The sequence below is a fragment of the Ferruginibacter profundus genome, from assembly GCF_054783275.1.
This window is the reverse complement of the sequence record NZ_BAAGQW010000001.1, coordinates 2,298,806-2,313,872: the sequence shown is the minus strand read 5'-3', so window position 1 is coordinate 2,313,872 and position 15,067 is coordinate 2,298,806. Positions and strand designations below refer to the sequence as shown.

Below are 15,067 nucleotides of genomic sequence, written 5' to 3'. Positions count from 1 at the left end.
AGACAGTTATAGAAACGCACTCATCAAAAAACTATATGAAAAAAATATCTCTCGCAACTATTCTTTTAATTACCTGCTGCAGCTTGTTTGCACAAGACCCATGGAAAATTACAGCTACCAATATTGATGCAAAAAATTATTATGGCGTAACAGTTGCCAATGGTATGATAGGCATTGTAAGCAGCCCCGAAGCATTTAAAGTAAAAGATGTGGTGCTTGCCGGCGCATACGATCTGTACGGACGTGGCAGGGTAAGTAATTTTTTAAAAAGCTTCAATCTCTTAAACATGTACATTGAGGTGGATGGTAAAAGATTGGGTAACGCAGATGCTACCGGTATGCAGCAGCAACTGGATATGCAACATGCCAGTTTTACCACTTCATTTAATTATAAAGATGTGGCCACCATCAGTTACACCTATTATGCTTTACGCCAGTTACCCTATTCAGTGTTGATGGATATTACGGTAACAGCAAAAAAAGATTTCAATTTAGGCAGTGCTTCCCAGATGGAAGCGCCGGATGCATTAAAGGAGGTGCAGAATTACTATAACGAAATAGACAGGCCGCATACAACAATCAGCTTATTAACCTCAACAGCAAAAAGCCCTACAGGTAAATTACTGATGTGCGCCAGCAATGCTTTTATTTTTACAGAAGCACATGGCAGCGAACCAAGGGTGATTCATGAAATGTGGGATAACAATATGCACCTGATGAAGTTTGCAAAAAAAATGAAGGCAGGTGAAACTTACCGCTATGCAATCGTGGGTTCATCCATTACATCGGCTCATCACAACGATCCGTTGAATGAAGCTGAACGCCTCACCATCTTTGCAAAATTACAAGGCAGAGACCGGTTGATTGAAATGCATAACAAAGCATGGAATGATTTATGGAAAAGTGATATCATCATCGAAGGTGATGCACAAAGTCAGCAGGATATTCACAGTATGTTGTATCATTTATACTCTTTTGTGAGAGAAGGCTCATCTAACAGTCCGAGCCCGATGGGATTAAGCGGCCTGGGATATAACGGTCATGTATTCTGGGATACTGAGTTGTGGATGTTTCCCGCTATTTTACAATTGCATCCCGAAATGGCGAAGAGTATGGTGGAATACCGTTTTGAAAGACTGGAGGCCGCTAAAAGAAATGCCTTTGGCAAAGGTTATAAGGGAGCAATGTATCCATGGGAGAGTGCCGAAACAGGCGTGGAAGAAACGCCGGTATGGGCATTAAGCGGCCCTTTTGAACATCACATTACAGCTGATGTAGGCATGGCGGCATGGAATTATTATTGCGTAACACAGGATAAAAACTGGCTGAGGGAAAAAGGCTGGCCGGTGTTAAAAAATACGGCAGATTTCTGGGCAAGCCGTGTGGAAAGAAACGGTCCGGGCCATTACGATATTAAAAATGTGGTGGCAGCAGATGAATGGGCAGAAAATGTAGATAATAATGCCTTTACTAACGGTGCCGCTAAAGCGAATTTAAAAGCTGCTACGGAAGCAGCAAAAATTTTAGGCATAGCTGCTGATGCAGATTGGGTGGATGTGGCCAATAATATTCCCATTTTAAAATTAGCCGATGGCACCACCAGCGAACATGCGGCCTACAATGGAGAAGGGATTAAACAGGCTGATGTAAATTTACTGGCTTACCCTTTAAAAGAAATTACCGATGCCAGGCAAATTAAAAAAGACCTGGATTATTACTCCGTTCGTGTACCCGACGAAGGCACGCCTGCAATGACGCAGGGTATCTTTGCTTTGCTGTATTCCCGTATCGGGGATGCTGATAAAGCCTTTCATTTTTTTAAAGATGCGTATGTGCCTAATTTAAATGCCCCTTTTAATATAATTGCCGAAACCAAAGGCGGTACTAATCCTTATTTTGCAACGGGTGCCGGAGGTATTTTGCAGGCAGTACTCAATGGCTTTGGTGGCCTGGAAATTACCCCGGCAGGAATTACGCAGATAAAATCAACTTTGCCAAAACAATGGAAGAGTATTACAATTACCGGGGTGGGACCGCTTAAAAAAACATTTATAGTGAAATGAAATTTAACCATTTAAAGCATATCAGAACAAACAGAGCTCCGCTTTAAAAAGACTGTTATGTTTTCCTATATGTCCTTAAATGTCTAAATGGTTATTTCTGATTTTAAAATATATTTCTAAGTAATGCAATCTCAAATAGTTAAAAATTTGCCGGGTTGAGATAAAAAATGGGCATTTCAAACGTTTGCAGAGAAATATGCCAAAGAAAGAATAGAAAAAACCTGAGAAAACCGGATAAATATTACTATTTTGCACAGACCAGGATGAAGAAACTAGCTGCTATACTACTTTTGGGAGTCTTTGTATTCAACTTATTTGGGTACCGGCTTTTTGTATCCTTCATGGTAAATAATGCCAATCAATCCCTGGAAGCAGCCATCGATAAAAATAATTACAACGAAGACCAGCTCATCTCCATCAAAAAAGCTATTAATTTACCTTACTATAATAACACCAAAGATTTTTCACGTGCCTATGGCGAAGTGGAAGTAAATGGTGTGTTGTACCAGTATGTTAAAAGCCGCATTTATAACGATTCGCTGGAACTGCTTTGCCTACCTAATATTTCCAAACAACAAATGCTGGAATCGAAAGATAATTTTGCGCAATCCACTTTTGACCTGCAAAAAGATACCAGCAAAAAAGCACCCGGTTCGGGCAAACTTATTTCATTTGTGAAATTATTAAGTGAATATGTAAAACACAGCGACTGGACTGTGGCGCCTTCATATGCCACCACCATCGCTTTACAAAATACTGCTTATTATAACGCCAACTCCGGCAGTTTACACAAAGCTACTATCGAGCAACCTCCCGATACGTTCAATAGCTGATTACCATTTTAAGACAGCTTGCTATTGAACGATATTTTTTATCGTTCACCATTTATTTATTAAACAATTTATGAAAAGATTTTCTGCGGCTTTAGCTGCAATCGTTTTGTGCTGGTACTCCTGTACTAATGATAAACCTGCACAGGCAACTTACTTTACCAATGCATTCTCGTACAGTAAAACTGTAAAAGAACTGAATGAAGTAGTAAAATTTGTAGGTTTCTCGCCCATCGTGGCATCGCGTAATTATGCCTATGCCAATATTGCGGCGTACGAATGTATTGCAGCCGGCTATCCAAAAGAATATAACTCTTTGGCCGGGCAAATACACGGGCTTATAGCTATGCCGAAACCTGATGCTGCTAAAAAAATTGATTTTGAATTTGCATCTTTACTGGCCTTTTGTAAGGTAGGCGAAGCCGTTACCTTCCCCGAAGGCAGTATGAAGGAATACGTTGACAGTGTAAAGAAATTTGCAAAAGACCAGGGCATGCCTTCTGCTATGTTTGATAATACACTGGCTTTTGCAGATACTGTTTCCAAGGCAATACTGGCATGGAGTAAAAAAGATCATTATGCCCAAACACGCAGCGCATCACGCTATACGGTGCTGGATTCTCCGGGCCGCTGGGTACCCACACCGCCTGCCTATGCAAGTGCCCTGGAGCCTCACTGGAGAGAGATCAGGACAATTGTGATGGACAGTGCCAGCCAGTTTGCACCGCCACCACCCATTGCATTTAATATGACCGATAAAAACGGTCCGTATTACAAACAGGTGATGGCAGTAAAAAATGCAGTGGACAGTTTAAATCCTGAACAAACACATATTGCTGAATTCTGGGACGACCTGGGTGGTAAACTAAATGTTGTAGGACATATCCAATTTGTTACCAAGAAATTTTCTCCTCCGGGCCACTGGATGAATATTGTGGGCATTGCTGCACAAAAAGCAAAAGCCAGTTTCAGGAAGACCGTAGCTGCCTACACACTTACCTCCATATGTATGTTTGATGCATTTATACAATGCTGGGATGAAAAATTCAGAAGCAATATGATAAGGCCCGAAACGGCTATCAATAAATATATCGACCAGGACTGGAGGCCCTATTTACAAACACCACCATTTCCCGAATATACCTGTGGCCATAGCACGGTATCATCAGCATCTGCAGAAGCATTAACAAAAATGTTTGGCGATAATTTTAATTATACCGATACCAGTGAACTGGAATTTGGTATTGCCAATCGTTCTTTTACTTCTTTCAGGCAGGCAGCCCAGGAAAATAATATGGCTAGATTTTATGGTGGCATACATTTTCATCCAAGTTGTTTGGTAAGTAACGAATGCGGGAAAAAAGTGGGTGACTTTATTGTAGGAAAATTAAAAATGGAAAAATAAAATTTTATAATCAACAACTACTGCTAACAATTATTTAAACATCTTTATTCGTTTTCGGGTAAAGACAAAACAGACAGACAATGAAAAAACTATTAACACTGGCCGCAATCTTTTTAATGGCACAGCACAATGTAAACGCACAGGGTTGCGTAGCCATTAAGGGTACTGCAGGTATCTGCAGCAAACCTTCTGATGCAAAAGGTTGGGAATTGAATCTTAACAACCGCTACTTTAAATCCTACAAACATTTTGTGGGAACAGAAGAACAAAAACAACGTGTAGATCAGGGCACGAATGTAATTAATCATTCTTATGAGCTTGATATCACTGCTACCAGGACCATTAATTTAAGATGGTCTCTTGCTATCACATTACCGATCATGGATTTTAAACGCAGTTCACTATACGAGCATGCTAACGTAGGAAGATATTCTACAGGATCATTTGGTATAGGTGATATTCGCTTCTCAGCTTACAGGTGGATGTTTGATCCAAAAACATCACACAAAGGGAATGTGCAGTTGGGCCTTGGTTTAAAATTGCCAACAGGTAATTACAACTACCAGGATTACTTTCATACCGCAAAAGCAGATTCTTTGTTACTTGGCCCGGTTGATCAATCCATTCAACCCGGCGATGGTGGTACCGGTTTAACTTTTGAACTGAACAGTTTTTATAATTTCTCTCACAAATTAGGTGTTTACGGAAGTTTCTTTTACCTGGCTAATCCAAGGGAAGTAAACGGTACTTCTACAGCAAGAGGCGGTACGGTTTCCGCCACGGCAAAAAAATACAATACCGATGTGATGAGTGTTCCTGATCTGTTTATGGCCCGTGCAGGTGTAAGCTACATGGTGCATCAGTTCAACTTTGCAGGCGGTGTAAGAGTAGAAGGGTTGCCTTCTAAAGACCTGATTGGTGGCAGCAAAGGATTCAGAAGGCCTGGGTATATTATTTCTGCAGAGCCTTCCGTAACCTATGTAGCAAAAAAAGTAAGCTTTAATCTTGCTGTTCCTTTTGCATTAAAGAGAGACCGTACACAAAGCGATGCCGATAAAAGACAAACTATTGATACCGGCACACACAAACAAGGTGATGCCGCTTTTGCCGATTACCTCATCAGTGCCGGTATGACCTTTAAATTATAAATTATTAAATCCCCTTGCGCTTGTAAAGAATAATTGCAGCAGCTTTTACTTTTTGATAGTGCAGGGGGCTTAAATCTTTTTTATGCAGAAAAATATTTACAAAAAAAATAAAATAGCCGGTATTATAATTTGCTTTCTGTGTATTCAACAACTAACATTTGCACAAACCGATATTGATGGTATAATGATGCAGAAGAATTTTTTCTGTGTTGGTCCTACAGTGGGTACCAGCAGCTGGAAAAATTATTGGGAAGGCACTTTTAAAAGAGATAATGCCAACTTAGGTACCGTAAGCAGCACCAATGCCATGATAATGGGTAACTATGGTGTAACCCATAAACTGAACCTGCTTTTTGGATTGCCTTATATTAAAACAAAAGCAAGCGCCGGAAATTTAAAAGGGCAAAAAGGCTTGCAGGATATCAGCCTTTGGGCCAAATGGGTAGCTAAAGAAAAAAAGATCGGTAAAGGAAATCTCAAAGCGATCTTGATTGGCGGCTACTCGGCACCGGTATCAAATTATTATATCGACCTGATGCCATTGGCTATTGGTATGCATAGCAAAACCGGCCACTTCAGGTTAATGGCAGATTACGAAATGGGAGATTGGTTTGCTACCATATCCGGCACTTATATGTTACGCAGTAATGTAACCTTGGACAGAAATACGTACTATACTACCGAAATGCATTACACCGATGAAGTGAAAATGCCCGATGCCAGTGATTTTAATTTCAGGATCGGCTACCGCAGCAGTACCTGGATCATCGAGGCAATTGCAGATAAATTCAGCACCCTGGGCGGTTTTGATATCACTAAAAACAATATGCCTTTTGTAAGCAATAATATGGATGCTACAAGACTGGGCCTGCATGTAAAATATGATACTGATTTTGTGAACGGCCTTTCATTTGTTGCTGATGCCAATACCACTGTTGCAGGAAGAAACATAGGACAAAGCAGTAGCTTTGGCGGAGGTATTTTTTACATCCTGGATTTCAGCAAAAAGAAAAAGGAAGAAACTAAAAAATAAATTTCATGTTGCCATCGTCAGTAACGATTGCAAATAAATATCACAACAATGAAAAAAATATTTTTACTCATCAGTGTTTTAACTGTTTCGGCAATTACAGTTTTTAATTCCTGTTCAAAAAAGATAGACGAAGCCAATGCTGCCTATCCGCTTATCAATCCAACCAAAGCTGATGCCAATGCAGGAACATGGAAACCCATTCTATTAACTTCTGCCGGCGAATTTGCCTGTGCAGCACCAATTGCAACCACATCGCCGGATTATATTCTGCAACTCAACGAGATCAAAAGTTTTCAGAATAATATTACCAATGACGAAAAAGACCTGGTGAACTACTGGGGGGCCGGTGCTGTATTACGCTGGAACGAAATTATGAGAGAGCTGGTAGCCAAACATAACCTGCCTCCCTATCAGAATCCCGATGGTTCTTACCCTTTTCCTAATGCCAATAACCCGTTGGCATACCCGCTGTTCCCGTTTTCTAATCCGCCTTATGCGGCAAGAGCATACGCTTACCTGAGTGCCGCACAATACGATGCCTGTGTGGCTGGTTACTATTACAAATCGTTGTACAACCGTGCCGCGCCATTTACTGTAGATGCAACCATACAAACATTATTGCCAAAATCTACTTTACCTTCTTACCCGAGCGAAGATGCGGTGGTAATGGGTGCTTCAGTAGAGCTATTAAAATTATTATTTCCCGGCGACCAGGATTTTATCAATCAAAAAGCTGAAGAACACAAAAGAGCAAGACTGATTGCCGGCGCTAATGTGCGTAGCGATTTAGATGCAGGTGAAGCCTTAGGCAGGGCAGTGGCAGCAAAATTCATTGCCAGGGCAAGGGGCGACCGTGCAGGTGCTGCCATCGGTACGCAGGCGCAATGGACACAATTTGAAACAGATGCTGTTGCCAAAGGTGAAACGCCATGGATCAGCCAGGAAACACCAAAGCGTCCGCCAATGTTGCCATTATTTGGTAAAGTAAAAACATGGCTGTTTGATTCTTTAACAATGGTCACTACTATTCGCCCCGGGCCTCCGCCATTAACAGGGTCGGCACAGTTTAAATCAGAAACAGAAGAAATTTACCAGATACAAAAAAATCTCACCAGGGAACAAAGAAGCATTGCCACATTCTGGTCGGATGGGGCAGGAACTTACACTCCACCGGGCCACTGGAATTATATCGCCGCCACAGAGTTTGCGCAATTGGGCTTCAGCGAAGCAAGATGGGCACGTAACATGGCGCTCCTCAACATGAGTATAATGGATGCCGGTATTGTTTGCTGGGATGCAAAATATATTTATTTTAATCCTCGTCCCATGCAAATGGACACCCGTATAAAAACTGATATTGGCCTGCCTAATTTTCCTGCTTATATAAGTGGTCATAGCACCTTCAGTGGTGCGGCAAGCACAGTGTTAGGGTATATCATTCCGGCAAAAGCACAACAATTTATTGATATGGCAAAAGAAGCATCTGTTTCCAGGATGTATGGTGCTATACATTTCCGTAGCGATTGCGAAGTGGGGCTGGTTGCAGGAAATAAAGTAGGCAGCTATGCTATCGCCAGGGGGCATATTGATGGAGCGGAGTAATTTTTTGGATGGCGTTGTAAAAAATACAACGCCATTTTACAGGTTTAAGAAATTATTATTGAATGAAAAAAGTTGTCGTAATATTTTTATCACTCATGTTTTGTGCTACAGCTCTGTTAGCGCAACAACATAATACGGGCAAGGATACATTGGTAAGAATAAAGTCTTTAGACAGCCTTATCTTTTATTCTACTTTGTATCAAAATATTCTTAAACAACTTCCATCCCAACAGGGTACCTATATTTTCGCTGGTAAAAAAACTGAAGTGATCAGTCTTACCAACACAATCGCAGATATTACCAATAAAACAGGAAGGCAGGTATTTGCAAAAATTCCAGGTGTTTTTGTTTATGACATGGACGGCTCCGGCAACCAGGTAAATATTGCTGCACGAGGGTTAGATCCTCACCGTGGCTGGGAATTTAATATCAGGAAAGATGGTGTGCTGACAAATTCTGACATGTACGGTTACCCTGCGAGTCATTACAGTATGCCATTTGAAAGTATTGACCGTATTGAATTAGTAAGAGGCACCGGTTCTTTACAATATGGTGCACAGTTTGGGGGTATGCTGAATTATATTTCCAAACAGGGGGATACCAGCAGGCCGGTTGCTTTTGAAAGTATCAATACTGTTGGCTCTTTTAATTTGTTAAGTAGTTACAATGCCATTGGCGGAAAGCTGGGAAAATTCAGGTACTATGCGTATGTACAAAAAAAATCGAAAGACGGCTATCGTAAAAATGAACATACCGAGTCAGAAGCGGAATCTGTAATGCTAATATATGAACCGAATAAAAATTTTTCTCTCCGTTTAGAATGGGCAAGATCAAAATATTTGTACAGAATACCAGGCCCATTAACGGATAGTATGTTTACCGCAGATCCCAAACAGGCAACACGTAGCCGTAATTATTTTAGCCCCGATATTCATATACCTTCTGTAATGGTTAATTGGCAGGTTGCTGCTCAAACAAAATTACAGTTAACTACTTCGGCGGTTTTGGGTAGAAGAAGCAGCGTAATGTTTGATAAACCTACCAATATTGCTGACACTATTGTTACGGCCACATTGCAGTATAATAACCGCCAGGTGGATGTAGACAGGTTTAATAGTTACACAACAGAATTGCGTTTGCTGCAATCGTACCGTACAGGAAAACAAAGCAGTTCTTTTGCAGCCGGTTTGCAGTACATGAATAACGATTTGCATCGCACTCAATTAGGTAAGGGTACAACGGGTAGCGATTATGACCTCACGCTGGCAGACCCGGTTTGGGGAAGAGATGTGTATTTTAAAACAAACAATCTCGCCTTGTTTGCTGAAAATAAATTTCAGCTAAAAAATGATCTTTCTGTAAACTTTGGAGCAAGAGTTGAAATGGGGAAAACAGATATGAGTGGTAAGATTGTTTATTACCCGGCCAACCAGGTACCTGTTTCAATCGAACACCATTTTCCTTTACTGGGAATAAATATCTCTTATAAACCAGGTAAAAATGCAGAGCTGTATGGCGGATGGTCGCAGAGTTACAGACCAATGCTTTTTAAAGATTTAATTCCTGCTTCGTTGTATGAAAAAATTGATGCTAACATTAAAGATTCCAAAGGCTATAATGCAGAGTTTGGAATAAGAGGAAGCTGGAGATTTTTAAGATGGGATATCAACGGTTTTATGTTGCAATACAATAATCGTTTTGGCACAATAGCACAAACTGATAATGCAGGAAATTTTTATACCTACCGAACAAATATTGGTAATTCTTTTACAAAAGGGATGGAGATCTTTATACAGGCCGATTGGATGCTGAATAAAAAAACAAACCTGTCTGTTTTTACTTCTACTGCTTTTGTACATGCCAGGTATACAAAAGCAATGGTAAAATCGGGGAACACAAATATTAACATTGAAGGGAATAAAGTAGAAAGTGCACCAGATGTGATAACACGTAATGGTGTTACACTAAGGGTTAGAAAAGTAAGTTTTTCTGCTTTGTATAGTTATACCGCCGAAACCTTTGCTGATGCATTAAATACAGTTCAGGCACCTAAAGCAACTGGTGCTGTTGGTCTGGTACCTGCTTATGGTATATTGGATATGAATGCAGCTTTCAGGTTTTCTAAAAACCTGGAATTAAAAATGTCGATTAATAATTGTATAAACAAGCAATACTTTACAAAACGTCCGCTATTTTATCCGGGGCCGGGAGTCTGGCCATCTGACGGACGTAATGGAAATATTACGCTTGCGGTACGGGTTTAAAATATTTGTTATAATCGTTTGGTAACAAAAATCGTATAAACGTTTGCCCTGCTTGTCTAAGCAGGGCGGGTTTTACGACTCTTACAACAGAATTGGAAAAATAAGAATCGTTCTTTTTAAAATATGGAATAAAATCGTTTGGTAACAAAAATCGTGTAATCGTTAGTGCTGTTTTTCTAAATAGCGCAGGTTTTACGATCAGTTTTTATTTTGGAAACAAAGAATCGCATAAACATTAGCCCTGCTTGTTGAAGCAGGGCAGGTTTATCGATACCACAAATTGTTATGAAAAAATTATTCTACTTCGGTTTAATCGGCCTGCTGCTTTTTGAAGTTGCCAATGTGTATTTTATTATGCCGATGCCGGGCAGCCAGAAAATGAACAGCATTGATGTGGCCTATTTTTTATACCAATGGCGTTGGGTTTTCAGAAACTTTTTTGTGTTGTTGCTTTTGATTGGTTTATTTAAAACACACTGGAAACGAAAATGGACAGTGGCGATACCAATACTGATTGTTGCCGCTGTAATTTATATGGCCAATTTTGTAATGGCTGCAGATCATATGTTTTACCAACCTAAAGATGTGTTGATGGTAAACGCTGCAGATAATATTGTAGATACCAACCGCCTGGTAATCGGTATTGTAAATAACGGGGAAGCCAAAGCTTATCCGGTAAGATTTGTAGGTTATCACCACCAGGTACAGGATACCATTGGGGGCAAACCTGTAATAGTAACTTATTGCACGGTATGCCGCACCGGCCGGGTGTACGAACCTTTGGTAAATGGAAAGCCGGAGCAATTCCGTTTAGTAGGTATGGATCATTTTAATGCAATGTTTGAGGACGCTACTACAAAAAGCTGGTGGCGGCAGGTTACAGGCGAAGCCATTACAGGTAAATTAAAAGGGCAAATGTTGCCCGAACTATTCAGCACACAAACTTCGCTGTCGCAATGGTTACAGCTCAATCCTAACTCACTGATCATGCAACCCGACCCTGCTTTTATAGATGATTACGATACTACTTTAAACTATGAATCTGGTAAAAGTAAAAGCAGACTAACAGGTACCGATAGCCTGAGCTGGAAAGATAAATCCTGGGTGGTAGGCATAAAAGCCGGCGCAGTAAAAAAAGCCTATGACTGGAACAAGCTAAAAGCAGCAAGGATTATCAATGATAAAATCGACGGGAGAAATATAGTGGTAGTATTGTCGGATGACGATAGAAGCTTTTTTGCTTTTGAAAATCCAGACGCAGTAAACAGTTTTACTTTGCTTAATGATACTTTAGTGCTCAATAATTTCCGATACCGTATCAACGGAAAAGCTTTCGGTGCTAATGCAGATTTAAAGCCATTACCTGCTTACCAGGAATTCTGGCATAGCTGGCGAACGTTTAATAAAGGCACATTGCAGTATTAAAAAATAGCTATTTCTCAGTTGCCGTTAAAAAAGATTGGACATCAGCAATCCATTGTTCTTTATAGTGGGTTAAATAATTTTCATGCCCGGCAAGCGGATAGGTCTTTAATGCTTTTGAACATTTTAAATTGACGTAAATTTCATCAATTTCTTCACGGCTTACATTCTTGTCTTGTTCACCGTAAAGCAGCAGGGTAGGGCAATGTATTGTTTTGGCATACTCAGTTGGCCGGTGGCCGAATGCCCGGAAATCATTTTCAACACCTCCCCAGAATACAAGCAGTGCCGCCATGGGAAATGAAGGTACTTTCATATTGTTGAATCTTGCACAGGTGGTTTTGTACATCGAACCAAAAGGGCATTCAATGATTATGCCCGATGGATTTATCTGGTAATCATTAATGGCTTTCATTATTGCTACTGCACCTAGTGAAGTACCAAATAAATATATTTTTGTTTCGCCCTGCTGCACTAAATAATCAAATGCAGTTTTTACTTCTGCAGCTTCTTTAAAACCGATGGTGGTTTGATTACCTTCTGAACCACCGCTGCCCATAAAATCTACCAAAAAAGTGCTGTAACCTTGTTTAATAAATTCATCCGACTTATCCAGCAGTGTAGACTTTTCGCCACTATAACCATGAAACAAAATAATAGTGCCTTTGGAGCTATCTGTTTTTATGCTCCAGCAAGCAATTCTTTTATTACTTTGTAATTGTATGTTTTCAAATTTTTGTGATGGAATTGCAACATTTTCGGGCCTTGGATTATTTACACCAAAAAATAAAGCCTGAACTTTATCCTGGAAAGATAGTTTGTCAGGGCTTTTGGTCTTAGCTGCACCTGCAGATATAAAATGGGTAAACTTATAAGCGTGGAAGGCAGCCACAACATTCATCAAAATAAAAACAATTACTACTGACCAGAGTAATCTCTTTTTTAATTTTTTAATTTTCATAAAAGTTCCTTGTTGCTGAAATTTTGTCAATCCATCTTTTTAAAATACAATTCATGTTCCCCCTGTTTCCATATACTTGCTCCTAAAGCCTGCAAGAGTAACATGTCTTCATCAAAAACCCTGGCAAAAATATTACAGCAATCCAGTCCTTTTCCCTCGCCATAATAAATGCCCATACACCCCGAAGTTTTTGTTCTTGCTGGTTGTAATGGGCCAATCACCACTTCGCCGGGTAGCGTGAAAACGGAAGCATTCTCCTGGATGATGTTTAATGCCGGTGCATTGTCTGTCCAGAATTCCTGTCCCGAAACCCGGGCATGAATAAATACCCTGCTGAAAGGGAGTTGTTGATCAAATGCCATTACTGTTACGGGTGCCATATCAGTATAATAACTAAACCGGATCACTACATTGTTTTTTGTGCTAATGAAAAATCCCTTCATCTTTACTGTTTTTCTTTCTTTGTTACAATAAAATTATAGCTAAGAAAAATTCTTTCAACACAATTTATGAATTTTTTATTGAGTTTTGAATTGAATAGGTAAGGATAAACTATTTCTGAAATGCAGATTTCTGCAGGCACAACGCAGTGTAGTAATGTGGGAGTAAGATCTATTATTCTTATTTGTTTTAATAATTAATCAGCAAAAATTATGGCTTTGATGTTTATATTAAACAGAGACTCAAAGTACTTATACATTAACCCTCACCCAGTTAATCGCCACATCCATCACAAACATGCGGTTGAGCTTTAACACGATCTTGTTGCTGTTATGTTTGTCGAATTTTATTCTTACAAATGCAGGCTTGCCATCGTTAACTGCATAAATAACACCTTCGTATCTTTTTTTACGGGAGTTATAGCACAGGTTTTTCAAAACGATATAGCCAATACTATCTGTTTTTCTCTCAGAAGATTTGATAGCAGCAATAAATTGATTATCGTCGGCTTCTTTTATTTCATACACCCGGCTGCTATCCGAAGAATACCATAAACCGGTTAGTTTTTGTGCCTTAATTGTAGTTATACAAACTATAGAGATAAATAACAGGAAGACTTTTTTCATTGATGGAATTTTAATTGTAGCGGCCGAATCTTTTGGTGCCATACCAGATATCTTTTAAAGTAAGCCCCACATGAAACTGTACATAATTTTCCTTTATCTGGTTTAAATATGATGAACCCCTTTTGCCTATTTCTATACCTGCGCTGGCAGATAGTAGGCGGGAAAGATTTTTCCCTCCGCCAAATGATACCCCATAATCATTGATATGCTGGTTGTTGATCACTAAATAAGATTGCTCCATTTTTACACCCCAGCCGAGGTAATACTTTTCTATTACATAATCAGGTGTACTTACTCTCTTGCTGTATTCCATGCCTGCACTAAGTCCGTATGCATCTTTGGTATAACTGTTTTGATAATATAATTTCTGTGCAGGCCATTTATTATAACTACCCTGCAAATGCAATGATAAACCACTGTTGTTGGCAATACTATATCCGGCACCAAATGAAACAGGAAGTTTGAATTCAATATTTACAGGATCTGAAGTTTTGATTGTGGTGCTGTTTTCTGTATAATCTGTAGTATTCTGCCCTTTCAATTTTGTAAAGGCCGATGCTGTTACACCAACAGTATGTTGCCATTTTTTTCCTGCTTTGGTATAATACTGTAGCCCGCCCTGCAAGCCGGCAGCATTATAAAATTTGTTTTCATTTTTTATTACGTCAAGGCCAATTACAGTATTGTAATATTCTGTGGTGTTTTGCATGGCCCCAAATAGCCACGATGCTGTTGCCCCGACGGAAAAATGCTTTTTATATTCTTTAGCAATAGAAAAATATGATTGATAAATGCCGCCGCTGCCATCAGCAGATTTGATAAGGTCGGTATTGCCATCATTAAGGGCAGTAGTGGTAACATACTTGTAATTGGCGCTGCTGTAGGGTTTTAAACCAAATGCAAATGCAACAGTAGGCGTTACTTTAAAAGCAATGGTAGCCCGCTTTATAATAAAATCCTTTGATGGCAATGTTAAAGTATCTGCCCCCGGTAATTTAAATTTGCTAACTCTTCCCCTGAAGGAGAAATCTAAATTGATGGCTTTATATGGCATTACAGTAAGTGAAGCAGGATTAGAAAAATTATAGAAACCAGCCTCTCTTCTCGAAATGGCTGCACTGCCCGAAGCACTGTACCTGCCGTAATCATTGGTTTCAATATCACCAATACCTAATATAGAATAAGGTGAAGAAACATTTTGTGCACCTGCGGTTACAGCTGTCAGTAACATAAAACAGCACAGGATAAAATATTTTTGAAGCATAGTGGTAG

General features: G+C 39.7%; 12 protein-coding genes. 8 read left to right on the top strand and 4 right to left on the bottom strand.

Going from position 1 to position 15,067, the window contains the following annotated elements; translation table 11 throughout:
* Window positions 1-35 precede the first annotated feature (35 nt).
* From ACYVM0_RS09885 to ACYVM0_RS09850, 8 genes are all read left to right on the top strand, one after another.
* Window positions 36-2,063 carry a glycoside hydrolase family 65 protein gene (locus tag ACYVM0_RS09885; RefSeq protein ID WP_460556159.1) on the top strand — a complete coding sequence of 676 codons (2,028 nt, stop codon included), beginning with the start codon at window positions 36-38 and terminating at the stop codon, window positions 2,061-2,063.
* Between the two features lie 263 nt (window positions 2,064-2,326).
* Window positions 2,327-2,896, top strand: a complete 570-nt coding sequence (locus ACYVM0_RS09880; protein ID WP_460556156.1) for a hypothetical protein — start codon at window positions 2,327-2,329, stop codon at window positions 2,894-2,896.
* 70 nt (window positions 2,897-2,966) lie between these two features.
* Window positions 2,967-4,298, top strand: a complete 1,332-nt coding sequence (locus ACYVM0_RS09875) for a vanadium-dependent haloperoxidase (protein ID WP_460556153.1) — start codon at window positions 2,967-2,969, stop codon at window positions 4,296-4,298.
* 80 nt (window positions 4,299-4,378) lie between these two features.
* Complete coding sequence (locus ACYVM0_RS09870; RefSeq protein ID WP_460556150.1) at window positions 4,379-5,446, top strand: transporter family protein; 1,068 nt, start codon at window positions 4,379-4,381, stop codon at window positions 5,444-5,446.
* Window positions 5,447-5,528: 82 nt separating this feature from the next.
* A complete protein-coding gene (locus ACYVM0_RS09865) occupies window positions 5,529-6,479 on the top strand; it encodes a hypothetical protein (RefSeq protein WP_460556147.1) in 951 nt (316 codons plus the stop codon).
* Between the two features lie 48 nt (window positions 6,480-6,527).
* On the top strand, window positions 6,528-8,081 hold the full coding sequence (locus tag ACYVM0_RS09860) for a vanadium-dependent haloperoxidase (RefSeq protein WP_460556144.1): 1,554 nt from the start codon (window positions 6,528-6,530) through the stop codon (window positions 8,079-8,081).
* Between the two features lie 62 nt (window positions 8,082-8,143).
* Window positions 8,144-10,345 carry a TonB-dependent receptor family protein gene (locus tag ACYVM0_RS09855; RefSeq protein ID WP_460556141.1) on the top strand — a complete coding sequence of 734 codons (2,202 nt, stop codon included), beginning with the start codon at window positions 8,144-8,146 and terminating at the stop codon, window positions 10,343-10,345.
* A 285-nt stretch (window positions 10,346-10,630) separates the two neighbouring features.
* Window positions 10,631-11,770: a DUF3179 domain-containing (seleno)protein gene (locus ACYVM0_RS09850; protein WP_460556138.1), complete on the top strand. Its 1,140-nt coding sequence runs from the start codon at window positions 10,631-10,633 to the stop codon at window positions 11,768-11,770.
* 7 nt (window positions 11,771-11,777) lie between these two features.
* On the opposite strand, the gene ACYVM0_RS09845 is transcribed toward ACYVM0_RS09850, so the two are convergent.
* From ACYVM0_RS09845 to ACYVM0_RS09830, 4 genes are all read right to left on the bottom strand, one after another.
* A complete protein-coding gene (locus ACYVM0_RS09845; RefSeq protein ID WP_460556135.1) occupies window positions 11,778-12,728 on the bottom strand; it encodes an alpha/beta hydrolase in 951 nt (316 codons plus the stop codon).
* 26 nt (window positions 12,729-12,754) lie between these two features.
* Window positions 12,755-13,171 carry a DUF3830 family protein gene (locus ACYVM0_RS09840; protein WP_460556132.1) on the bottom strand — a complete coding sequence of 139 codons (417 nt, stop codon included), beginning with the start codon at window positions 13,169-13,171 and terminating at the stop codon, window positions 12,755-12,757.
* Between the two features lie 249 nt (window positions 13,172-13,420).
* The gene (locus ACYVM0_RS09835; protein WP_460556129.1) at window positions 13,421-13,795 is read right to left on the bottom strand and encodes a hypothetical protein; all 375 of its coding nucleotides are present in this window, start codon (window positions 13,793-13,795) and stop codon (window positions 13,421-13,423) included.
* A 10-nt stretch (window positions 13,796-13,805) separates the two neighbouring features.
* Window positions 13,806-15,059, bottom strand: a complete 1,254-nt coding sequence (locus ACYVM0_RS09830) for a hypothetical protein (protein ID WP_460556126.1) — start codon at window positions 15,057-15,059, stop codon at window positions 13,806-13,808.
* Window positions 15,060-15,067: the final 8 nt, after the last annotated feature.

Excerpts from the sequence above, each read along its gene's own strand:
- ACYVM0_RS09870 (WP_460556150.1), top strand. The coding sequence starts at position 4,379 with ATGAAAAAACTATTAACACTGGCCGCAATCTTTTTAATGGCACAGCAC.
- ACYVM0_RS09850 (WP_460556138.1), top strand. The coding sequence starts at position 10,631 with ATGAAAAAATTATTCTACTTCGGTTTAATCGGCCTGCTGCTTTTTGAA.
- ACYVM0_RS09875 (WP_460556153.1), top strand. The coding sequence starts at position 2,967 with ATGAAAAGATTTTCTGCGGCTTTAGCTGCAATCGTTTTGTGCTGGTAC.
- ACYVM0_RS09880 (WP_460556156.1), top strand. The coding sequence starts at position 2,327 with ATGAAGAAACTAGCTGCTATACTACTTTTGGGAGTCTTTGTATTCAAC.
- ACYVM0_RS09860 (WP_460556144.1), top strand. The coding sequence starts at position 6,528 with ATGAAAAAAATATTTTTACTCATCAGTGTTTTAACTGTTTCGGCAATT.
- ACYVM0_RS09840 (WP_460556132.1), bottom strand. The coding sequence starts at position 13,171 with ATGAAGGGATTTTTCATTAGCACAAAAAACAATGTAGTGATCCGGTTT.
- ACYVM0_RS09885 (WP_460556159.1), top strand. The coding sequence starts at position 36 with ATGAAAAAAATATCTCTCGCAACTATTCTTTTAATTACCTGCTGCAGC.
- ACYVM0_RS09865 (WP_460556147.1), top strand. The coding sequence starts at position 5,529 with ATGCAGAAAAATATTTACAAAAAAAATAAAATAGCCGGTATTATAATT.
- ACYVM0_RS09845 (WP_460556135.1), bottom strand. The coding sequence starts at position 12,728 with ATGAAAATTAAAAAATTAAAAAAGAGATTACTCTGGTCAGTAGTAATT.
- ACYVM0_RS09835 (WP_460556129.1), bottom strand. The coding sequence starts at position 13,795 with ATGAAAAAAGTCTTCCTGTTATTTATCTCTATAGTTTGTATAACTACA.
- ACYVM0_RS09855 (WP_460556141.1), top strand. The coding sequence starts at position 8,144 with ATGAAAAAAGTTGTCGTAATATTTTTATCACTCATGTTTTGTGCTACA.
- ACYVM0_RS09830 (WP_460556126.1), bottom strand. The coding sequence starts at position 15,059 with ATGCTTCAAAAATATTTTATCCTGTGCTGTTTTATGTTACTGACAGCT.